Source organism: Mycoplasmopsis maculosa (genome assembly GCF_900660665.1).
In the GTDB taxonomy this organism is placed as follows: domain Bacteria; phylum Bacillota_I; class Bacilli_A; order Mycoplasmatales; family Metamycoplasmataceae; genus Mycoplasmopsis; species Mycoplasmopsis maculosa.
This window is the reverse complement of sequence record NZ_LR215037.1, coordinates 133,108-156,814: the sequence shown is the minus strand read 5'-3', so window position 1 is coordinate 156,814 and position 23,707 is coordinate 133,108. Positions and strand designations below refer to the sequence as shown.

19 protein-coding genes and 1 pseudogene are annotated in these 23,707 nt (G+C 21.9%); 14 read left to right on the top strand and 6 right to left on the bottom strand.

What is annotated here, in order from left to right; all coding sequences use genetic code 4:
• Window positions 1-134: 134 nt before the first annotated feature.
• Together mip and EXC47_RS00715 are read right to left on the bottom strand one after the other, a co-directional pair.
• Window positions 135-2,720: an Ig-specific serine endopeptidase MIP gene (gene mip / locus EXC47_RS00720; protein WP_129646161.1), complete on the bottom strand. Its 2,586-nt coding sequence runs from the start codon at window positions 2,718-2,720 to the stop codon at window positions 135-137.
• Between the two features lie 20 nt (window positions 2,721-2,740).
• Window positions 2,741-5,119 (bottom strand): putative immunoglobulin-blocking virulence protein, encoded by a 2,379-nt coding sequence (locus tag EXC47_RS00715; RefSeq protein ID WP_129646159.1) that lies wholly within the window; start codon window positions 5,117-5,119, stop codon window positions 2,741-2,743.
• Window positions 5,120-5,432: 313 nt separating this feature from the next.
• Between EXC47_RS00715 and EXC47_RS00710 the strand changes: the two genes are divergently transcribed.
• Both EXC47_RS00710 and EXC47_RS00705 read left to right on the top strand, forming a co-directional pair.
• Window positions 5,433-6,569 carry a hypothetical protein gene (locus tag EXC47_RS00710; protein WP_129646157.1) on the top strand — a complete coding sequence of 379 codons (1,137 nt, stop codon included), beginning with the start codon at window positions 5,433-5,435 and terminating at the stop codon, window positions 6,567-6,569.
• A gap of 189 nt (window positions 6,570-6,758) precedes the next feature.
• Window positions 6,759-7,652 (top strand): adenine-specific methyltransferase EcoRI family protein, encoded by an 894-nt coding sequence (locus tag EXC47_RS00705; protein ID WP_129646155.1) that lies wholly within the window; start codon window positions 6,759-6,761, stop codon window positions 7,650-7,652.
• Window positions 7,653-7,947: 295 nt separating this feature from the next.
• On the opposite strand, the gene EXC47_RS00700 is transcribed toward EXC47_RS00705, so the two are convergent.
• Both EXC47_RS00700 and EXC47_RS03960 read right to left on the bottom strand, forming a co-directional pair.
• Window positions 7,948-8,841: an AbiH family protein gene (locus EXC47_RS00700; RefSeq protein ID WP_129646153.1), complete on the bottom strand. Its 894-nt coding sequence runs from the start codon at window positions 8,839-8,841 to the stop codon at window positions 7,948-7,950.
• A 228-nt stretch (window positions 8,842-9,069) separates the two neighbouring features.
• Window positions 9,070-10,259 (bottom strand): annotated as a pseudogene (locus tag EXC47_RS03960) (IS256 family transposase).
• A gap of 315 nt (window positions 10,260-10,574) precedes the next feature.
• On the opposite strand from EXC47_RS03960, the gene EXC47_RS00690 reads away from it, so the two are divergent.
• From EXC47_RS00690 to EXC47_RS03860, 11 genes are all read left to right on the top strand, one after another.
• Window positions 10,575-11,099: a hypothetical protein gene (locus tag EXC47_RS00690; RefSeq protein WP_129646151.1), complete on the top strand. Its 525-nt coding sequence runs from the start codon at window positions 10,575-10,577 to the stop codon at window positions 11,097-11,099.
• 901 nt (window positions 11,100-12,000) lie between these two features.
• Window positions 12,001-12,384, top strand: coding sequence for a hypothetical protein (locus tag EXC47_RS00685; RefSeq protein ID WP_129646149.1), 384 nt, complete (start codon window positions 12,001-12,003; stop codon window positions 12,382-12,384).
• The gene (locus EXC47_RS00680; protein WP_129646147.1) at window positions 12,384-12,737 is read left to right on the top strand and encodes a hypothetical protein; all 354 of its coding nucleotides are present in this window, start codon (window positions 12,384-12,386) and stop codon (window positions 12,735-12,737) included. The genes EXC47_RS00685 and EXC47_RS00680 overlap by 1 nt, the downstream gene beginning before the upstream one ends.
• 2 nt (window positions 12,738-12,739) lie before the next feature.
• The gene (locus tag EXC47_RS00675; RefSeq protein ID WP_129646145.1) at window positions 12,740-13,243 is read left to right on the top strand and encodes a hypothetical protein; all 504 of its coding nucleotides are present in this window, start codon (window positions 12,740-12,742) and stop codon (window positions 13,241-13,243) included.
• Between the two features lie 14 nt (window positions 13,244-13,257).
• Window positions 13,258-13,893 (top strand): hypothetical protein, encoded by a 636-nt coding sequence (locus EXC47_RS00670; protein WP_129646143.1) that lies wholly within the window; start codon window positions 13,258-13,260, stop codon window positions 13,891-13,893.
• 12 nt (window positions 13,894-13,905) lie between these two features.
• Complete coding sequence (locus tag EXC47_RS00665; RefSeq protein WP_129646141.1) at window positions 13,906-14,592, top strand: DNA adenine methylase; 687 nt, start codon at window positions 13,906-13,908, stop codon at window positions 14,590-14,592.
• 3 nt (window positions 14,593-14,595) lie between these two features.
• Complete coding sequence (locus EXC47_RS00660; protein ID WP_129646139.1) at window positions 14,596-15,228, top strand: hypothetical protein; 633 nt, start codon at window positions 14,596-14,598, stop codon at window positions 15,226-15,228.
• Between the two features lie 32 nt (window positions 15,229-15,260).
• Window positions 15,261-15,593 carry a hypothetical protein gene (locus EXC47_RS00655; protein WP_129646137.1) on the top strand — a complete coding sequence of 111 codons (333 nt, stop codon included), beginning with the start codon at window positions 15,261-15,263 and terminating at the stop codon, window positions 15,591-15,593.
• Between the two features lie 152 nt (window positions 15,594-15,745).
• On the top strand, window positions 15,746-17,596 hold the full coding sequence (locus tag EXC47_RS00650) for a hypothetical protein (protein ID WP_129646135.1): 1,851 nt from the start codon (window positions 15,746-15,748) through the stop codon (window positions 17,594-17,596).
• Window positions 17,589-18,281 carry a DUF3800 domain-containing protein gene (locus tag EXC47_RS00645; RefSeq protein WP_129646133.1) on the top strand — a complete coding sequence of 231 codons (693 nt, stop codon included), beginning with the start codon at window positions 17,589-17,591 and terminating at the stop codon, window positions 18,279-18,281. The genes EXC47_RS00650 and EXC47_RS00645 overlap by 8 nt, the downstream gene beginning before the upstream one ends.
• 280 nt (window positions 18,282-18,561) lie before the next feature.
• The gene (locus EXC47_RS03860; protein WP_165255915.1) at window positions 18,562-18,717 is read left to right on the top strand and encodes a hypothetical protein; all 156 of its coding nucleotides are present in this window, start codon (window positions 18,562-18,564) and stop codon (window positions 18,715-18,717) included.
• 889 nt (window positions 18,718-19,606) lie between these two features.
• On the opposite strand, the gene EXC47_RS00640 is transcribed toward EXC47_RS03860, so the two are convergent.
• Window positions 19,607-20,611, bottom strand: a complete 1,005-nt coding sequence (locus tag EXC47_RS00640) for an Abi family protein (protein WP_129646131.1) — start codon at window positions 20,609-20,611, stop codon at window positions 19,607-19,609.
• Between the two features lie 810 nt (window positions 20,612-21,421).
• Here EXC47_RS00640 and EXC47_RS00635 point away from each other — a divergent pair.
• Window positions 21,422-21,871: a hypothetical protein gene (locus EXC47_RS00635; RefSeq protein WP_129646129.1), complete on the top strand. Its 450-nt coding sequence runs from the start codon at window positions 21,422-21,424 to the stop codon at window positions 21,869-21,871.
• A 524-nt stretch (window positions 21,872-22,395) separates the two neighbouring features.
• On the opposite strand, the gene EXC47_RS00630 is transcribed toward EXC47_RS00635, so the two are convergent.
• Entirely contained in the window at window positions 22,396-23,661 is a 1,266-nt protein-coding gene (locus EXC47_RS00630) for an MAG2810 family protein (protein WP_129646127.1), read from the bottom strand.
• Window positions 23,662-23,707: the final 46 nt, after the last annotated feature.

The following is a 23,707-nucleotide window of genomic DNA, read 5'->3' as shown; positions in this document are numbered from 1 at the left end:
AGATTTTTATAAAAAAGTTAAATAAATTTTAGAAATACTAATAATTTTATTTTTATACTTATTAGACTTTTTTATAGACTTTTTAGTTAAATTATATTTTTTTAAAAAAATAAGCCCTTAAAGGCTTATTAAAATTAATTTGAAAATCTAAACTCTTCAGGAATTGTATTTAAATTATCAAATAAATAAGTTTTAAATGATGCACCTTTTTTATTCAATAAAGCTTGTCTATAAGAAGTTTTTTGGTCTTTTCCACCGCCATATATTACATCATATTGAGGTAAATTATAGTTTCCAAACAAGCCATTATAATTAAAACCATTTGATCTTATAGATTCAGTTAAGCCTGCATAAGCATTATAGTTAGAAACATGAAATAATCCAACTATTTTATTATCTTGATTTCTAACACTTGAACCACTTGCTCCACCACCAGGGGTATAACGATCTATATTATAAGCTAATGATACATTATAATATCTATTTCCATCATTTGATAAGTATAGTTCTTTTCCCAATCTAGGAGCAGTTAAGAAACTATCTATAATACCATGTTTATCTTTAAAAGTTCTATAATTTAGATTATATCCTAATCCTGAACCTCTGTCAATTCTTACTTTATCTTCAGGTTCTAAGCTAGAAAAGTCCTTGCCATAAAGATCATATTTTGCATTTGTTCATAAACTAAAAGTGTAATTTTTGCTATCTAAATCTCTTTTATTTTCATATTGATCTAAAAAGTAATCTTCAAAGCCATGAGTTTTTAATGTGCTTGTTCCTGGATATCCTAAAGCATATAAAGTATCATAATTATCTAAAGAAGATTCAATTTTAGAAAATTTTATTTTATCGTAATTATTTAAGTAATCATAATTTATAAATGAAGCTTTTTCTTGTGAATTAGCATAATTATTTGTTACAAGTTCAATAAATTGATTTAAAGTTAAATTATTTTGATTTCCATATTCCTCTGGAGTTAACTTAGAAAAATCAATTTCAAATATAGCAATATCAATAAATTCTTTTTCTGAAATTGAACTATCATTAAATCAATTACTTGGATCTTGATTTAAATAATCTCTACCAGTTCAAATAATATCGAAAACTTTTGAATTAAAACCAAAGTGAATGAAATTATCTGTATCTATAGCTGTTGTTTTTAATTTATTACCAATAGACTTATATTTAAGTCTTGTTAGTCCAAATGAAATAAAACTATCTTCTATTATACTATCTAAAACGTGTAAATTTGTAGCAAAGTAAAATTTAGTTGGTTGATTACCATTTGTAGGTGTTTCATAGTCAATTATAAATGCAGTACCTGCTCCACCATTAGTTTTATCTACTAAACCAACAAGATTTCAAAAATCAGTTTCTTTTTTAACAATATTTTTAATTTTGTTAATTAATTTTGCATCTAAACCTGATTTATCTAAATCAGAATAAATTATCTCATGGAATTTTAAAATGTGTGGTTTTCAAATCTTTTCTCAAACATTTTTTTCATCGGCCATAATGAATTTTTCAACTTTTTCTTTGTTTGAATGATCTTTTACATATAATTTGCCACCTTCAGGGTGATTATTTACATCTAAATCATCTAAAGATCCACCTAATGCTACATATTCTTGTTTTATTAATTCATTTACTAAATTATGTCTAAATAATTTAATTGATCCTACATCTGTTAAAACAAAACCATTTGGATTAATAGCATCTCATTTTTTCTTTCATTCATTTCTTTTTTCAATATTAGTAATTGCATTTACCATATCTGTAAAATCTTCACGATATCTTAAAATGTGTCTTAATTTAGATTTTATTGAATCATCGTCTCCTGGTATAAGAGAATTAGTAATTGTTAAAGAATAAGAATGCATTGCTGCTTTAGCATATGTATCATTTGTTATAGTTCTAGCTAAACCATGATTTTTATATTTATCTGTAACTCCAAAATTATCATATCAGTTTTCAAATTGAGGATTTTGTGTTTTAGGAATGCTTAACTTATTATTATCAATAGGTAGAATTTGCCCCAATAAAGAAGCTTGATCATAATTAGGCAAACCTAAAGCTTCAGCTTTTCTATTATATTCTTCTTTATTTGAATAAGTTGGATTATAAGGATTCTGTGATCTAAAGGAATTTAATCTTGAACTATATTTTGCAAAGTCTTCATCTCATTTTTCTGCATTGCTTTTTTCTAAATATTGTTCCAAATCTGTAGGTTCTTCATTTGAGTTATCAAAAGGATTATTTTCCTTTTCTTTAAAGTTTGTTAGAACATAATCTACAGTATTATCATTTATATTTAATGTAATAGTAACTTCAGTATCACCTGATTTTTTTACATTTATGTAACTTATTGAAAGTTTTTCATCTTTAGGTTTTATTCCATAATCTAAGTAATTGTTAACAAAATCTTCTGCAGTTTTTGTTTCATATGAAGCACCGAAATTATTTGTTATTTCAAAAATTTCATTTCATTTCTTGTCTTTTATAAATTCTTTAGCCTCAGAAGTTGAATAATATTTTTCATTAGGTTTTAATGTAGTATCAGGATTTTTTGGCTCTTCAGGATTTGAAGGTTCATTTTGTTTATCAGGATTATTAGGAATTTCTGGTTTTTCTACTTTTTCAGTCTGGCATGAACTTGCAATAAAAGGTATTGCAAAAGAGTTTGAAATTAAAGATAAATTTAGTAATATTTTTTTCTTCATTTTTATTCTCCTATAATAAGTTAATTTATATTAAGACCGTCATATTTACTATGGAATCTCACTCTATAGCCGGCATTTCTTAATTGTGATTCTAAAGAATTAGCTCCTTTAGGAATAATTATTTCAGTGTTTGATTTACTAAAGTTTCCATCTGAATACTGCATTAATGTAGATAAATTGGCTAAACCTGAAGAATCTAAAATTGTATTTCCTTGTGTAGGAACTATTTTTATTTTTGAAGTAATAGTACCATTACTAAACATTATTTTAGAACGCGGAAAACTTGATTGTTTTATTAAAATTTCATTAAATTGAGCTTTATTCATTTCAAATGTTGAAATTTCAAACGTATTTGAGTTGTTATAAAGTTTAATCTTATTTAATTTACGTATATTTGAAGGATTTTTATTATCATAAAATACTAACCCCATTAGAGATTTGATATTTTTAATACGTGATAAATCAATTCCCATAGGGTATGAATTTCCGCTTAAATCTCTATCAGGTTTTAAACCAGGTCCAAATGGTCCTTGAAAAATTCTTTCATTATTTCTAACTCAATAAGCCATTCTTAAACCATCATTAATTTTGCTAAAATCACCTGGAGTTTTATAATCTTCTGGATCAAAAGCTAAATTATCGAAAGTTATTCTTGTATAAATAGTATCATTTGGGCTGTAAGAAGAAGAAACATTATAATCTGCCGTATTTACTCAAGCAACATTTTGTAATGCTCAAGGGTTAAAAGCTCAGTCATCAGCTAAAGAATTTACTCTGTTATTAGTTATTAAGGCTAATTCATCAATTTCTTTATCTTTTATAGCAATTAAATCTGCTGTATTTTTTGATTCAAAAAATAATTCAAGTAAAGGTAATTTTTTAGGTAGTGCTTTCATAATGTCAAATAAACTTTGGTTAGCACCTTTTTTACCAATATTTCTAATACGATAACCTGTTATTTCATCACCATTTGCTATTGTTTTTTCAATAAAAGTTTTAGCATAATTGTATGCATGATCCTGTAAAACATCAATTGTTACAACTATAGCTTCAGTTCTTGATTCATTTTCTATTTCTTCATTACGAGTATATTTTGTAATAACAATACCGCCACCTTTTGGAACATCATAACCTTTGTTTCTAAATTCATTAGTTATGTCTTTATCAGATCAGTTAGCATATTTTCCTTTTTCAATTTGATTAGGAGTTCTTCATCAATATTCATTATTACCTAAAACTCTTTTATGTTTATTGTTTCTAGTCATTTCGCCAGTTACTTTATTTACAGCTGGTTCAAAATTGTGAGCAACCCATTCACCATTTTCGTTTACAGACATTGTTCCACCATCTTTAGGTATAACTTCGCCTCTATTTAAAGCATCAATAATTTGCTTAGATAATTTTGTTATTTTTGAATGATCTATATGAATTAAAAGTAATAAATGACCTAATGGTATTCTAGTAACATTTCATCCATTTTGCCATGAAATATATTCAGTAGAATTTCATCATTTATCAAGATTTTTTAAACCTATATCATCAACATATTTTCCAATTGTTTCCTTATCTTTTAACAATCTAAAATATTTTGAATAAAGATTTCCTAATTGTTCTGGAGCACTTCCTATATTGTTGAAGTAATTTTGTTTAATTTCTATACTTCTATTTTCATTTTCTAAAATTTCTCTATATGAGCTTGATGATGAAAAAACTCAATCACCAGACTTAGCATTTTTTTGAGCTCTTGCAATAGAAGCCTTAATATTAGCCTCAGATGCTCCATTTGAAATTGTCCCAACATCTGGTGTTATTTCAGCACGATATGGAACTCTATTAGTTAATCCTTTATCAATATCTGATTGATCCTCAGCTCTTGGAGGTATTTCAATAATTTCAGCAAAATATTCAATCTCATCTTTTTTTATTTTTGTTAACTTTTTATCATCTTTTTTTGGTTGAGTTACAGGTGGCAAATCAGGATTTTCTATTATTATTGTTTCATCCTTTGGCTTTTTAGGCGCAATTGGTTCAGGTTCTGGTTTTTCTTCTACAGGATTACTTGGTTGAACAACAACTGGAGGTTTTTCTTCTATTGGAGGATTTATAACTTTTGGCTCTTCTTTTTTTGGAGGAGTTATTGTAGGTGGGACAAAATCTACTTTAGGTTTATCAGGTGTTTTTTCTTTTATTAATAAACCATCCTTATTACTAGCAAAATTATTAGCAGTATTAAAATCGTCTCCAGCAGCAACATTTGGCTTACTTGAATTCGAATTAATTCTTAAAGAACTAGAGCTATCTGTTATTTTAAAGTAAAATAATGATCCAGCAGTACTACTTGTTGCTATTGTTCCTAATACTATTGATGAATAAAATATTGCTTTACGTGAATTTTTCATTTTATTACCTCATAACTATTAGTGAAACTAATATATATTTTTATATATATTTAATTATAGCACTAATAAAAAATTCTGGTCCAAGTTTAAACTAAAAATACCTTTGTATAAAATTTTTATAAATTTTATTTTTTAAATTAATATTAATGTTAATTAATAAAAATTTAATTATAATTAAAGCATAACCTAAATATATAAAATCTAAGCTATATACAAGTTACATAATAATAATTTTAAATTTAATTGTTAAATTATAAAATTGTTATATATTGCATATAAATTCTTATAGCAATATAAGAAAAGGAGAAAAAATATGAAAAAGAATATTATAAAATTATTAGGAATATTACCAATAACATTAGCACCTATTACAGTAGCGGCTTCTTGTAATGTAGATAAAACAAACGAAGTTAAACCAAACAAACCAGTAGAAAAAAATCCTTCTACTGATAAAGAAACTCAACCAGCACAACCTAAAGATACTACAAAGGAGCCAGGGAAAGTAGATAATAATACACCTGCGCCTATTATTCAACCTAAAGAAGAAAAAGTATATGAATATACACCTATTTTAGAAGAACAATTTAGAAAAGATTACAGTTGAGATGATGAATATATAGATAGTCTAAAAAAAGTTTCAAATCCTTTTTACGTGCAAGATTTAACAATTAGATATAATTTAGACGGATGAGATAGTTTAATAAATCAAGAAAAATCTATGAATAAAAGAAGAAAAGAACAAGGTTTAGAAGAATTATATCCAGTTAAAAGAAGAGAATACAATTTAAATTATTTATCTAACGAATACATATCGCAAAAGAAAGAATTTAATGAAAGAATTACTAAAGATAAATTTGACATTTTTAGAGATTATTTAAAAGAGATTTTATATATGATTAAATTAAATTTAAACGGTTCTTCATATTATGATGCTTTTCAATCAATGGACGTAATGTATGTAAATAATGGTTGAATATTACCTAAACTAGCCAAAGCGTTAGTTGAGAAACAAATACCAATGATAAAAGGTATAGAGGTTAAAAAAGTTCCTACTTATGAAAACAGAAGAAGAGAACAAACAGAACATTCATTAATTGTTTCTAAAGAATACATTTATCAAATTTTAAGTAAAATTGCTAATGAAGAAGACTATGTTGCTACACAATATGAAATATCGGTTATTAAATTCTATTTAATTTTTGAAAGAGAAAATGTTGAAAAAAGAAGAGATGAAGAATCTGCTAGAAAACATCACCCTGAAGAAATTCAAAGATTAATTAAAAAAACAAATAAAAATTTTGCTGAAGAACTTATTACTGAGGAAACTAAAAATGAATTATTAAAAAAACTAGAAGTTCTTAAAACAAAAGATCCAATTAAGGACAAAGAATTTGTAAAAAATGAATTTAAATACATAGAGGATGAATTAAATGCTTGAAAATATATTTAATTTAAATAGATAAAAAAAGTATATTAAATTAGTACAATTTCAACAACAATTATTAACGAATTCACTAAAATACCTATAAAATAGTCATATTTGACTATTTTTATTTTTTTAATTATTTTCATTAATTTATTACATTTTTATATATAACATAATTATAAAAAACATTCAATTAAGGAGAAAAAATAAATTATGGATACAAAAGAAATTAAAAAGAAAAATAAAAATTTAATCGACGCTAAAAAGAATAAAAATGATGAATTTTATACTAGATATGAAGACGTTGCTAATGAATTAAAATGATACAAAGAACAATTAAAAGATAAACCTTTACTATTCCCTTGTGATTATAATTTTTATACTGAATTTACTAAAGAGGAACAAAATATAATTTTCAACGGTGGAGTAGCAGAGTCTAAAAACGACCTAGGTAGTTTTAGTAGATTTATTATAAATATGCAAGATGAAAATTCTAAAAATAATTGAAACAATAAATTATATTTTAGTCATTACAATCCTAAAACTAACGAAGGAACTCCTTTCCAAAAAAGTATTAGAGAGTTCGCTAAAAAACATCCTGACGGAGTAGTTATCAGCAATCCACCCTTTAGTTTATTTAGAGAGTTTATAGATATTATAATGGAATGTAATCTTAAATTTTTAATTATAGGTAGTATGAACGCCATTACATACAAAGAAACTTTTAAATATATTAAAGAGAATAAAATGTGATTAGGATACACTAATCCTAAAACTTTTACAACACCTGAAAATAAAAAAATGGATGTTTTAACGAGATGATTTACTAACTTAAATATAGAAAAACGTCATATTAAGATACCTTTATCTTATAGTTATAAAGATAATCCTACTAAATACCCTAAATATGATAACTATGACGGTATAAATGTATACCTTATGCTTCATATGAAAAAGGTTCTATCGAAAACATGCATAGATTTATTAGAAGATTTATACCAAAAGGAAAAAGTATTGATAAATACAGTCAAGCGGAAATTGATTACATGATGAAAAATATTAATGAATATCGTAATGAAATTAGATTTTAAAATCTTATTTTCTTAATAGAAAAATCGCAGAGAGGGTTAACCCTCTCTCTTTTAGCTTTACATTTTCTTTTAAATATAATAAAATTTAGTTATCACTTTAACTTATAAATACAAGTTAGAAAAACTTTCTTTCTTTTTGCATGTGACTTTTCCACTTTTTTATTTAAGTAAATATCAATAATATTTCTAATTTTATAATCTATTTTTATATAATTCATATTGGTATGTCTCAAATTTCTTTTTGGTCTTTTTTTATATGAAAAAAGACCCTATTTATATGAAAAAATATAGATAGGGTGTTACCTTGTAAATTACAATGTGGAGTTAATTTCCCTTGAAGCTATTAATTTAAAATTTGATTCACTTAATTTTAAATATGAAATTAAATCAAATATATGTTCTTTATCTTCATCAATGTATCAATAAAAATTTCATTTTACATTAGGTAATAATTTATTAATTTTTAAAAAATAAGGCTGATCAATATTACATGAATGGCCAAACACAATTATTTCTTCAATCTCATTCGAGAATTTAATTAAAAAATCTGATATTTTTTTAGTATCATAACTTTTTTGAAATTCTCCAGGCATTGAATTAATTATACGAATACTATCGGCTATAGCACCATGATCATATTCATATGGTTCTCTTAAAAGTTTAATGCTTTCTTCATTTATTTCGTTTTCTGGATAACCTATGATTAATTTATTTCCTTCTTGATATTTACCGTGAATATATAAAATTTTCTCTCTTTCAATTTTATATACATTTTCTAACGTGCTTGTATAGTTAAATGTTATAAATATTATAACGTTTTTCTCAAATTCAGACTGAAAAAACTTTATTGGTTTTGTTGTTTTTATTTTTTCTTCAGCTTCGTACAAAAATGCATTCAAGGTTTTTTTCAAAATATCTACTACTTTATAAGATTCATATATCATATCAGAATAATATCTTTCATGATGATCTTCATCATAAGTCAAAGAATTCAATACATTTTCTCGAATTTCTTCTAAATCAAAATCGCATTCTGATAAAGATTTTTCAAAATTATTCCATGAATCCTTATCATTAATGTTACAACAGTTTTGAAAAAAATCAAGTGTTCCTTCTCTTCGAGCAGCACTATAAAAATTAGGATGATATTTAGTGGGTAATTCATGCTTTAAATCAAACCCATTTCCTAAAATAAATAATTTCATTTTTTACCTTTTCATAATTTTTTTATAAATTGTTAAACATAATTAAAAAAATTTCACTTTTTTCACATAAATTAAAAAATTTCCAATATTAAATATTTTATTATAAATATTTGTTATTAGAGATTTTAGAATAGCAAATACACAAATCTAAATTTATTATACAAAATAACCAAACAGCATAACAAAATCGGAGAAAGTTTTCTCCTATTTGTTGTTTGCTTATTTTGTTTATTCTTGATCTTCTTCAAAAATTATTTGTAATTGATTATAAACCTCCTCAATTTAGAACAACTTTATCTCATTTGTTTAACTGATTTTGGATTGCAAAATAAACAATTTTAATCAAGGATTCATCAGTCGGAAATGAAGTTTTATTTTTGAAAATTTTTCTTATATTTCTATTTAAATTTTCAATGACATTTGTTGTATAAATTAATTTTCTAATTTCTGCAGGAAAGTTGAAAAAAGTAACTAATTCATCAAAATTATTTCTTCAACTTTTAACGGCATAGTAATATTTTGAATCTCATTTTTCTTCAAAATATTTCAAAAATCTAGAAACTTCTTCTATGTTATTAGATTTATAAATATTTTCATATCTTGAGTAAATTCTTTCAAATCTTTATAGTTTACTTGTTTAGTAGAAATTCTAATTTGATGTACTATACATTTTTGAATTTGTGTTTTAGGAAAAACTGCTTTTATAGCTTTGCTAATCCCTATTAAATTATCGCTAGCCATAAGGTATATTTTTTGAATTCCCTTTAATTTAAGGTCATTTAGTACTTGAATTCAATATTTTGCACTTTCAGACTCACCGATTCAAAATCCTAAAACATCCTTATAACCGTCAAGAGAATAACCCATTACTATATAAACAGATTTTTCTACAAGTTTGTTTTCTTGTTTAACTTTAAATCTAATTCCATCAATGAAAACCATTGCATAAGTTTTATCTAATGGCCTGTTTTGTCATTCTACAATTTGTAGCATTATTTTATCAGTCACTCTGCTTACAAAACTTGCATCAACATCAACACCATACATCTCTTTTAAACTTTCAGATATATCTCTTGTTGAAACACCTTTTGAATAAAGATTAATAATTTGCCCCTCAATTTTAGATATATCATAATTATATTTTTAACTATTTTTGGTTCAAATTCAAATTTTCTATCTCTTGGGATTTCTAACTCAATTTCGCCGAAATTTGATCTTACATTTTTAGAATAACTACCGTTTCTATAATTATCTTTTATAGATTTTTCATGTTCATATCTATTATAACCAAGATAATTTTTCATCTCTTCTTCTAACATTATTTGTATTAAATCTTTTGTATTTTATTTAATTATTTCATAAACTTCTTCTTGAGTCGTTGGTTTATATTTTTCATACAACTCTCTTGCACTTAACATTTTAATATCTCTTTTTGGAATATTAAAAAAATCTCCTATATAAATATTTTAATTCTAAATATTTGCTATTTGGAGATTTTTACACAAAATTTTCTACGGATCCTAATAATAATTCTTTATAAATTACCAAAAATACCTATAAAATAGTTATATTGACTATTTTTATTTTTTTAATTATTTTCATAAATTTATTACATTTTTATATATAAAATTATTACAAAATGTTTTAAAAAGAGATTAATTACAATAAAATGAATTTATAAATCGGAATCAACGTTATGATAAAATAATTAAGATAATAGAGGGAATATTTATGTGAAAGCGTATAAAACAATAGATAGTAAGATGTTAGAAGATTTAGAAAATAGAGTTTATGTACTGTATGATAAGTGAAAAAATTATTTTAACTCTACTGAGTTTATAAAAAATGTTAATGTAATTAAAGAAGGCGATAATAAAGGTATTTGTGTATTAACTTTGAAAGATGTCTTCATACATTCATTGCGATTACAAAAGAGCAGAAAATATAGAAATATAAAAAATAGTTCAGCGGTTAACAAGATAATTTTAAAAGAATTAGATAAGACAAAATTTCATATAAAGAAAATAGAAGATTATGCAACAATTGAACAAAAAATTCCTGTTTTTGAAAAATATTTTAATATGCTAATTAACAAAAATGATATCCCAGATTATGTTTCAGTAGGTAATAATTCGTGATTAAAACATATTTTTAAATATAGTTATATTTGAATTGACAATAATAAAGTATATGTATTAGGTTTAATTGTGTTTGATAGTTGGTTTAGATTATATAAACATATTTATGGAAAAAATTAAAAGTACTTTGTTATATGAAAAAAGTTCCTTTTTATCGCAACAAAGTTCACTCAAATTATTAAATGTAGTTGGTGCTTGATTTAATTATAATAATGAAATCAAAAATTTTTACTTGGACAAAAAATAGTATAATATATATGAAGAGATACCAAATAGTAGTGCGGGTAAGCTTATCACTCGGGCTATCTCCTTTCTAATTAAAGAAAGAAATTAAGATAAGAAAAACTTTTAGCGTTGCAACTGTCGCTCACTACTAAAAAATTGCATGAAAAACACAACAATAATGTTGTGTTTTTTGTTTTTTACCCTTTGTTTATTCATAAATTTAGGAAGTTATACACCTAATTTTCAACCTCATTTTTTAGCTACAAAAATTAAGGAAATTAAGAATGCTACAATTCCTAAACATAAAAAGCTATATCCTACTATTCTTTTTGTTTGTTTTGCTCTTTTTCTCCATCAGTTTTGTTTATTGCAAGTTTATTGCTTTTATTATTTTCTATATCTTTTTCATTAATTTTTGGATAATCATTAATATTAATTATTGTTTCTGGTTTTTATAAATTGGTAATTCTGATTCATTAAGCTCATTACCTTTTGCTTTCAAATAGTAATTAACTATACTGAAATAACCATAATTAAATGATTTTGTTTGATCTGTAAAATTATAAAACTCTTATAAAAAACTACGTTTTCTAAAAGTTTATCATTTTTAAACTTTCTAAAATAGTTTATTTAGTTAATTAGCAGTTGTATTTCCTTGTTAAAAGACTTCTCTTAATATGATATCTGTTTTTTCTTCCATTTTAGCTGCCTTGTTAATTTCTGCTACATATCAGTTTATATATTCTCGTCTTAAATTTTTAACTATTTTATGAAATTCTCTTAAAACCTTATTATTTTGTTTTATTACTTCTGAAAAAATTTTAGTAGTATTTGCGAAGTCTTTTATATAAACCTTCCTACTTTTAATGATGCCTTTTTTAAAGATATTTTAGTAAAAAGTAATAATTTAGCTATTTTAGAAGGAAAAGAATATTATAAAAATTCTAAAAACATTAGTTTTAAAGCTAATTTAAATTCAAAAAAATTTATAGGTGAAAATAATTTCAATCTAAATATTTATTTAAATAAAGATTTTGATTTAGATTATGAAGAAAAATTAAAAGAAAAAACAAAAATAATATGAATAAGTACATTAGTATTAGCTTTAATTTTAACTTCCGGAATTATAACTACTGTTATAGTTTTAAATAAAAAACAAAGAAAGGTAAAAATTATCTAATGAAAAAAATAATCAAACCATTAAAAATGAAATTTTTATGAATCTGGATTTTAGGTATTGTTCTAGGAATTTTTATTCCATATTCAATATTTGATTTATTAAATAAATGGAATAAACTAGATATTACTCAAATTATTATTGTTATATCTTTTAGTGCATTTATATTAGTTTACTTTATATTATCAATAATATTTTTAAGTATGCAAATAAGAATAATAAAAAGGAAAAGAGATTTAAACAATACATTAAATAAATTGAAAAAAGATGAGTCTTTAAATAAAGCAAAAATAAAAGAAATAGAATTAGAAATCAATGCATTAGAAGAATTATATTATTCAAAAGAAAAGAGATAAAAATGAAATTTTATTATTATGGAACTGTTTACAAAAGTAAAAATGACAAAATTGTACTAGATGTCTATGGAACAGGTTATTTACTTAATGTTATTAATGCAAATAACTTTATTGATAAAGAAAAACAAAAAATATATGTTTATGAATTAAAGACTGGTGAAATGTATGGCTTTAAGAAGTATTATAATTACCTAATTTTTAAATCTTTATTAAATGTAAAAGGATTACAGCATTATAGAGCAATAAATATTCTTAAACAAACTAATGCATTTGATTTATGCAAATCTATTGTTGAAGAAAATTTAGAAAAATTTAAATTGTGAGGATTGCCTACTTCTCTTGCATTAAAAGTTATAACAAACTTAGAAAAAACAGCTATTTTTATTATTGATAATTACATAAATAAAAATAATGAATTAAATGAAGCCCAAAACGAAGCTCAAAATGAAGCTCAAAAAAACTATAATATTGATTTTAATCAACCACCATTTAATTATGAAGAATAATTTTAAGGAATAAATTGAAACAATATGAAACAAAAATAAATTTTAAAAATTCTTTAACTTTTTATTATGAAATTTCATTTAATGCTTCAAAAAATAAAAATATTTTGCAAAATTTTAGCAATATTATATTTTCAATAATTGAAAATAATAATTTAATAGATAAAAATAAATATTGAAAAAATATTTGGAACAAAATAAAAAATATTTGAAAAAAATGAGAATCTGAAGCCAATAAAAAAGGTTTAAATTTAGATTTGAATAAATTTATTGATTTTATTAAATCAGTGTATTTAAGCAAAATAATACAAACAGTAAATATTTCATATGAAAATTCAAAATTTAATGAAAATGATATTTTAATTTATATAAACAATTTTGTTATAAATAAAAATGAGTTTTATGAAGTATTTTTTGAAAATCCTATTGCTTTTTTTAAATTAAATCAAATAGAAAAAGAATCATATATTAAAGAAGTATCAAATGTTTTTAAATATACAAATTCTGATTTTTTAGAATATATTCTAAATTTTATAAAAAATCAAATTATTAAATTTGTAAATGATAATAATATAAAAATAAATTTTGAAATTAACCAGTTAATACCTAATTGATATGGGCGCATTATGCGAAGACAATATTTTAAAATATAGCAAGGTTTAAAAATGACAATAATAAATAAAATCAATAAAATAAAGCCTGTAATACGATTAATTGGTTCAAAATACAGACTTTTTAATCAATTATATAAACATTTTAATTTAAGTAGTATAACTAAATTTTATGATGTTTTTGGAGGAACAGGTATAGTTGGAATAAATATAAAAAATATAAATCCAAATATTGAGGTTTATATTAATGATTATGATAATATACTTCCATTAACAAAAAAATTTGTAGAAGATAACAACAAAAGATTTAATGGATTTGGAGGTTATTCACAAGCGGCTATACAACAATATAATAAAAAAGTATTAAACGGATTATGAACTAAATTAAAAATTTATAATAATGTTTTAAAAAATATTAATATTAGTCATTTAGACTATAAAGAATTATTAAATTCTCATTCATTTAATAATAATGATTTAATTTATTTAGATCCACCTTATTTTTCTAATTTTAAAGCTTATAAACATAAAATAAATCTAGATGATTTTTTTAAATTTATTCTATTTTTTAATTCAAAAAATAATTGCAAAATAGCCATTAGTTTTAAATACAATGAAAAAATATTAAATTTATTTAAAAACTGAAATATTTATTATTTAAATCATACAAATACTAATATTTCAACTATTAAAAAAGATAAAAATGCAAATGAAATTTTAATAACAAATTTTAAGGAGTAGATTATGAAAAAGTTAGACTTTCAAACAAATTTTAATTCAAATGGATTATTTTTATCACCCTTTTATGAAATATCTATTAAAAGTGAAAATGTTAGATCTGATGGAGTTTTTGGTTTTTTACATAATGTAATTAATAATAATGAAAAAGTATATGAAAAAAGAAAAAAATATTGAGTTAATTTTGAAAAAGAAATAAGAAAAATTTGACTATCTTATGATAAAGATAACCAAATTGAAAAATTAGAAAATATTTTAAAAAATGATTATTTTAATAAAGTTTATCATTTTCAAAATATTTCTAAATCAGAAAGAATAGAATGAATTTTATCAAATGATAATATTATAATTTATGTAGAAAATGGATATATAGACTTCGAAGCATTTTGAAACACTTGATTTGAGGTTATGCCAAAAATATTTAATTTAAGTGAAAAAGATAAAAGTATTTATCAAGATAAAATTCTTGGTCTTTTTATAAGCCGTAATAAAGAATTTTTAAAAGAAATAATTAAAATTTTAAAAAAGGATTTAATTTGGTTTTTAGAATCATCAAATATAAAACCTAAATTTGACATAAATTTAATAATTGTTAAAAATCCTGAAATAAAAAAGAAATTAATATATCAAATTGACTAATATAACTAAAAAATAGAACTATCTGTAAAACTATGAAATATTATTATTACTTTAAAATCAATAAATATACATATACAAATAATAAATTTAAAACAATAATTTTTAATAAAATTAAAAACAACTTCAAATATTCTATTAATAAAATTTATTTAAAAAATAATAAGATAATTATTCCACAATCAGAATATGGTGATTTTGGAGAATATTTAGGTTGATTTGCTTATGAACAAAATGATATCAATGGTGAAATAATTTTAAAAGTAATTAGCAATAAAATTGAAAAAATTATTAATCAAAAAATATCAAATTTAAGAAAAAAATCATTAATGAGTTTTATACCTTGATTAATATACGCTTATGAATAAAAAACTAAAAATACTATAAATAAGTACTTTTATAATTAGTTAGTTAACAAAATTAACTAACTTTTTATATACAATAAATTAAACAATTTTTTAAAAAAATATCATTTGTTATAATTTAATTAGTATTAAATTATCAAATAAAAGGAAAAATTATGAAAAACAGAAAAAATTTAAAATGAATAGGTGCTGTTGCTCCAATTTTATCATTACCAATTTTATCTGCTTCTTGTTTAGAAAAAGTAAATCTAATATTAAACGGAAACAGAGAAGGTGAAAAGGATAAAGAAAACCCTGAAACATCAACAAATCCTACTCCTAATCCATCAACACCACCAAAAGATTCAACTGAACCTATTAAAAAAGAAGATGAAAAACCAAAAATTACTCATTCTGAAATAATTAATAATTTTAAGGAAGTATATTCAAACAATGCAATGCTAGATGCTAATCCAAAAGCATTCAATGATGCAGGAAACTTTTTAGCTTATGACTTAAGAACTGATCCTAAATTTCCCTATTCATTAAAACTACCAGACCCATTAACAATAATTTTAAAACATCCAACAGCTATTTGATACTATTCAGGTATTAAAAAATACTATGATTATATTTTACAAATGGATAATGTTTATAATAATAAACAACAACTACAAAATAGATTAAATAGACTTTTTAATGAAGGAAGTACAGAATTTATTAATACAAACTATTCAACAAAAAGATTAGGAATAGTTTGAAAAGATGCATTAACTTATAATTTAGATAAAATAATTAATGCATATGAAGATATTTACACAAAAAGCTCTGAGTTTTCTTCTATGTATCACGGTGTTTTACCTTTAGATTTTGGTGAAAAAGAAACAGAATTGCTTGAAAAACACAATGAAGAAGAAGCTGATTGAAATAATCACGGTCAAAATCTTGAAAGAGAAACAATGAACCCTAAAATCAGCTACAAAGAAATGTATGATATATCAAAACAATTTTATAAACGTTTAGATAGACACTTTTTACAAGAAAGAATTAATCATAAAAATAAAACATTATCATTAGAAGCTGTTCCAAATAAAGATATAAAAGCTGCTGATTATTTTAATGATTGATATAACTTTAAATTTCCTTTCCCAGTTGACCAATCTTCCAAAAACTATATAGGTGTATTTTCTTACGGTTTTCAAACTTATTTAGAAAAAAGATGAAACCCTTATGATTTTTACAATAATTCAATTGTTTTAGCCCCTTTTAAAGCTATTCAAAATTCAAATATAATGGCAACTAGCCTAAAAGTCTTAAAATATTACTTACACTTTAAATTAGTGCTTTCTATGCTATCAAATAACCCTAATAAATCATTTTTAGAACAATTAGATGAAACTAAAAATGAAAAACTACAAGAATTTTATAAAAAATATAATTATACAAATGGTTTTTCAAGCTTGCTAAAAGTATTAATTAATTCAGTATCTAAAATTTTAGACCCAACTATTTATGTTAATTTTATTGATGGATTTGGAAATAAACATTACTTTTATGATGAATGAAAAGATAGTTTAATTTTAGGTAGAAAAAATCATATTCAAGATTCAAATCAAAGACAATTTTACATATTTGCTTTAAATTTATATAATAAACTTTTAATGCCTTTTAATTATTTAATAAATAATGACGAAGATTTATTAGAATTTAGTTCAGACTCAACAAACAGTGATTTGAGTTCAAAAGATATTCGTAAATTCAAAAAAGAATTTTACAAAGAATTTTATCAACCTATTTTTGGAGAAATTAAAAAAATGCAAGAAGCTACTGATGAAGCAAAAACAAGAAGCGCTAAAATAATGATTAAAAACTTTTTAGAAAATTCAATTATTAAAAAACCTGATAACAATAATCAATTAACAGAAAATAAAAATTTAATTAATACATATGAACTTAAAGCAAAAGATATAACAGGAATTGAATTTAATGAATATTGATTAAATCCTAATAAGGACGAAAATGAATAATACTAAAAATTATTATATTTATTCTGACGAATCAGGTGTTTTTAGTAAAAATGACAGTTTTTTTATAATAACTTTTCTAGTTTTTAAATCTAAAAAATCAATATCTAAATCAAAAACATTATTTAAAAGTAAGGAAGACCGAATAAAAAAAATAAAAAATATTAATCCTGAAGAAGAATTAAAAGGTTTTACTCTATCATTAAACCTTAAAAAAAGTATCATTAAATCATTTAATACTATAGATAAGTTTTTTGTAAAAATTGACATAAGCAAAATAAAGGAAGAAATTATTGATAACAAAGCAAATAGACGAAGATTTTTAAATTGAGTAATAGCTGTTTCTCTTAAAAAATATTTTCAAAATGAAATTAAGAAAAATATTTTGTCCAAAGAAGATATTTTAAATATTTTTTTAAATTTAGATAATATATCAACAAAAACAAGTGGAAAATATACCTTAGAAGAATCAATAATAAGAGAACTTTTTTGAGAAGTTTATAATTCTGATTGTGATATTACAATACCTCCATTTTTTAAAAACATAGGATCGCTTACTCTTTCATATTTAGATTCAAAGTATTCACCTTTAATAAGAATGGTTGACGTGCTATCAAATTATATTTATGTTAATATTAAAAAAGGAAATAAACTAGATGAATTTTTAAAATTTTATTTTCCTTTTTAAAAATCAATGTATAATAAAGGTGCAATTAAGTTTGCGTAAATCAAATGGATAACCTAACAATGTTTAAGCGTATTTTTAGTACGTAGGCCCTGAATGGATTTCTACATTTTAATGTAGATTTTTTTATTTTAATGTTATAATGATGTTGTGATTAGAGCATACAACTCTCCTGAGTCGTGCACGTTAAAATAATTGGTCATACTTCATTACAACCGGTCAGGTATGTGGCATTAACAGTTGTTTTTTTATAATATATTAATTATTTAAAAAAGGAGGCCATATGAAAAATACAGAAAAAGATTATATTTATGCTGATGATAGTTTTTTAAAAAGTCTTGATGAAGATTTTGCGAAATTAAATATGGATGACTTTTTCAAAAAACACGGAACTTATGAAGAAGTAGAAAGAATAATGAAATCTTTAGAAAAAATGTAAAGAATTGTGAATAAGATATTACCTTCTCCCACCCTGGGCACAATAAAATAATATAGGGACGTCAAAATTAAATTGGCTGGTTGTAATATAACCATTAGGCCAATTTTTATTTTTTATTTTAATGTTATAATGATGTTGTAATTAGAGCATACATTCTCTTCTAAACCGGGCACATTATAAAATAAAAGGCCACATTTTAATAACCAGCTACTGAGTATGCAGTTTTCAGCTGGTTTTTATATTTTTAAAAAATAAAAAGAAAGCATAAATGCTTTCTAATCTTATCCTAATTTTTTTCTTATAACTATTACACTTTTCAAATAACACAGAGCCCAGCTATTAGCATTTGTGGATAAGCACAATATACTTAAAAGTAATCTGTGTACGAATAAATTATATATAAAAATAAAAAAGACAAAACTATATTAAATAGCAATGTCTTTAGAGATTAAATAATCTCTTTTAACATAGGTACAAACCATCTTTTAATTTATAAAAGCGCCTATGTTCCATGCATAATAAATTATATATTAAAAAAATAAAATTTAACTAATGCATATTAGCTTAGAGTAAAGAAAATAACAGAAATTGAATTTAATGAATATTGATTAAATCCTAATAAGAGAGAAAACACAGAAACAGATTTAATAAAAAACATATAAGTCTTTTTAATAGTTCTATATAATTTTTTTATTAAGTTAAATTAACTCTTTAATAATATAATATTTGTTAATAAAAAAAGTGAGAACAGTGTCAGCATAGCTGTCTTATTCTCTAGAAGTTTATTTGATTTACAAATTCCCTCTATTTAACAGAGCAACACTCCATCTTAAAGCTATTGCTAAAAGAGGGCTCTGTCCCATGCATAATAATTATATACAAAAAAACATTAAAATAATTTATTTTTTATATTTTCTAATACATTGCTATCAAATTTATCTTCGTTTATAAATAAATTAACTTTTTTTAAAAAAATATCATTCAGTGATTCTTTATCAATTTTATTTTCTTTATTATTATAATCATTAAAAAAAGAAATTATTTTAACTATATCTGATAATTTAATATTTTTTGAAATAGATAAATTAATTTTATTGGTTTTAGTAAATGTAATAATATTTTTATAATCATAATCCTTTTTATTTGCTGTTCTTAATTCATAATTTAATAAAATATCATTATGACATATAATGTTTCTAATTTTTTTAAATATTTTCATTAGGCTAGTTAATTCATAATAGTTAATACATAAATTATTAATTATTTTTTCAAAATGAATTGCTACTAAAGATTTTATATCGTTATTTAAATAATTAAACAACTCAATTAATTGCCCGAATGTTGTTGAACGGATTATTTCCCAAAAATGCAAATCTTTAATTTTTTTAAAACTTTTCTTAATGAAATTATTTTTTAAACTATTTATAAAATCTTTAAATTTTTGTTTATTTTTATTGCTTTCTATTTTTTTAAATATGTAAAATAAACTATTAATTTTTCATTTAAAAATTTGTGTTGCTTTTAATTCTATCTTTAATTCTTTATCGATGTTTAAACTATTAATATATAGTTGTATTGAACTTAATATTGCATTTTGAAATTTAATTTCAATGTTTTGTATATTACTTAAAATTAAGTTACCGATTGTTCTATCACAATTAAATAAATCAATCAAATTTGATGATTTAACATTTTTTAAAAAGTATCAACCATTTTTTCTATCTTTGTGAGTTAGAAAAGATTTTCATTTATACACCATATGACTATATCCATAATTTATTAAATAAATTTTGAATCTAAATTTTTCTTGATTATTTCAATTAATATATTTTGACTGAAGAAAATTTAGTTGTTCTTCAAATGATAATAAACTTTTCACATTATTTTTATTCATATTATTTATTATATAAAAATAATTAAAACTAATTAAATTAAGATTTAATTAGGAGAATAAATGAAAACAAATGATATTAAATATATTAATGAATTATATGCTAAAGAAATAACATTTCTTTCAGAACAATTCAAAAATTATAATAAAAGAAAATAACAAAAATGATATTTAAACAAAAAAATTAAAAGAAAAATTATTGGACAAAATTTAAAAATATATGAATTTACAATTTATCAATATTACTATTTTATAGGCAAAAATAAAAAATATATAAGCTATTATCCAGAAAAATATAAATATTTAATAAACAAATCATATGATTTAAAATTAATTTTAGAAACTTTTTATTTATATTGTGGACTTATTAGAAATAAATTTGTAAAAATTAGTTGAAATTTATGCAAATATTATGCTAAAAAATTAAATCTGTTTAATGAAGAAAATCATACAAATATTAAACAATATGCAAGTGAAATATACATACATATTGATGATTGTTATGATAAAACAAGAGTAAATAAAAAAGTTATTAAATCAAATACTAAAATAATTAAAATTAATTCAAATATTGATAATAAAGTAATTTACACATACGAAAATTATACTGCTATTGATAATGAAAAAATAGCTAATATTTCAAGAGCAAAAATTATAATAGAATTAATTAAAAAACACTATTTTATAGACTCAAACACTAAATTGTATCTTTTAAGTGATGGCGCAAAATACTTTCAAAATTTAGCAAAAATATTAAACGCAACACATATTTATGATTACTTTCATTTTATTAAAAAATTTAACGATATTTTTATGAAAAGAATATATATTTACAACAGATATAAAAAAGAAATTTTGAAAATTAATGGATTATCAGCACAAAAATGATTAAAACTATCTTTGTCAAATAAAGATGAATTATTAGAAAAATTAAATTATTTATTAAAATTGAAATTCAGTAAAAAATCAATTTTAATAACAATAAAAGCTTTTATTAATTTTATAAAAAATAGTTGCTCAAATTATAAATTTTATATTAACAGTATAACAGCTCAATCAGAAAGTGCGGTTAGCTTATACAAAAGCTTTTATTCTAAAAGATACTCTACTTTTTCAGTTGAAACAATTCAAAACTTAATAAGAATTCGAGCTTCTGAAAAATGAATTTTTATAAATTTTAAATCAATAATAAAAGAGTTAAATTTAAATGTTTTATATGAACCTTTACTTTGAGAGGCACATAAAAACTACATTTATTTATAGCTTTATTTTTTACTTTTCATATTATATATGCGTGCACGTGATAAATATATTAGAATAATATATTGCTTTTCGCTCGCTAATACCAGCAGGTCAACTAATGTAAATAACGTACTTATTTAATTAAGAAGACCTCCAAACTAAAAGAAAAAAACAACCAATCCAACCACCACCAAACAAACATCTTTTATTGAAATACCAATAAAAAATGAAATATATAGTGTATTCTGAGAAAAAATGTAGTTACCTGCATAAATTTCTATCCCTCAATTTTCTTTATTTAACATTATTACGCATTTTATACAACATAAAATATTCATATTTTATTTATTTTATTTTTTTAAAAAACTTTAAAATAATTTATACCTACTTTTTTAATCCTTCATTTATCCTACTTATAGCACTATATACAACAATTTAAAGAAAAAATTACATTACTTAAAAATATTTAATTTTTTCAAAAGATATATATTATAAAAAAATATTAAAAATGGTAAAAGTTATTAAAAAAATGTACTTTAAGTACATTAATTTTCATTATTTTCTTGATCACTAAATAAAAATTCTTCATCATTTTTATTTTTTTCTATATTTTTTTCATTAAAAGTGTTTTTTAATTTTACAGAAAAACCAAATGGAGAACATAATTGAAAAATTAAATAGATTAAATAAAAATCATCAATAATTTTTTCAGAAATATATTTTATATTTTCCTCTTTTTTAAGACTAACAGCTTGAGATTTTAAATCTAACAATTCAAAAGGTGTATCAAATCATATATAAACTTCTGAATTTTTCACAACCATACCTATAGATTCTATTTGGTTATTTTTTATTTTGTTACCTATCGAATTAACAGATGAAATATTTAACTCATTATAGATTGTGTTTATCAAATCAAGATTTTCTTTATCCATAATTCACTTATTTACATAAGGATTTGCTATTCCTTTAACTGATAAGTGAGTATATTCTTTATCTAAAATGCTATAATTTGGATCTTCTTTAGAATAAACATTTAATGGATCAAAAAATATTAAATTCATATCGCTTGATAATTTTTCACTTTTAAAAGCATAACCAAATCTTTTTATTTTTTTAGGATCTTGTATGTAATTTCCATAAATTTCACTTCCACTTTTTACTAATTTTCTAATTTTTGATTTTTTTAAGGAATTTTTATTTACTCAATTTAAATTAAAGTATTCTAAATTACCCATTTTAAAATAATTTTTTCCATTACTTAATTCATAAATAGGGTATTTATTTTCGACTAAGTTAAAATTACTAATATTCTTGAAATTATTCATATTTTTAAAAAATCTAATTGTATTTTGATGATTTAATTCATCATTATCATTATCTTTTCTTCTCTCTAAATTAAATATTTCAAAAATATCTGAATACAAACTTTGTGCTTCAAAATTATTTATAACAGAATTTTTAATATTCTTTTTCGCACTTCGTGATAAAAGAAATATTAAAATTCCTGAAATACTAAATACTAACATTAATGTATACATTATTGAAAAGAAAATTTTAGAATTATTTTGAAAAAAATCATTTTGTTTAAAATTTGCATATATCCCTGTTGAAATATTAATTATAAAAAATAATATTCCTATCAATAATAATGATAATCCAATTCAATATCCTATAGTAGCTAGTCAAAATTTTGATAAAAATTTTTTATCACTATATAAACCTTTAACAGCAGTATCTACTCTTGAATTTACTTTTTTACTAATAAATTCCTTAAATTGGTTTTTGCTTAAAAATAAATTATTTTCCATAATATACCTCACAAAATAAGAATAATTTTAATAGTATATATTATAA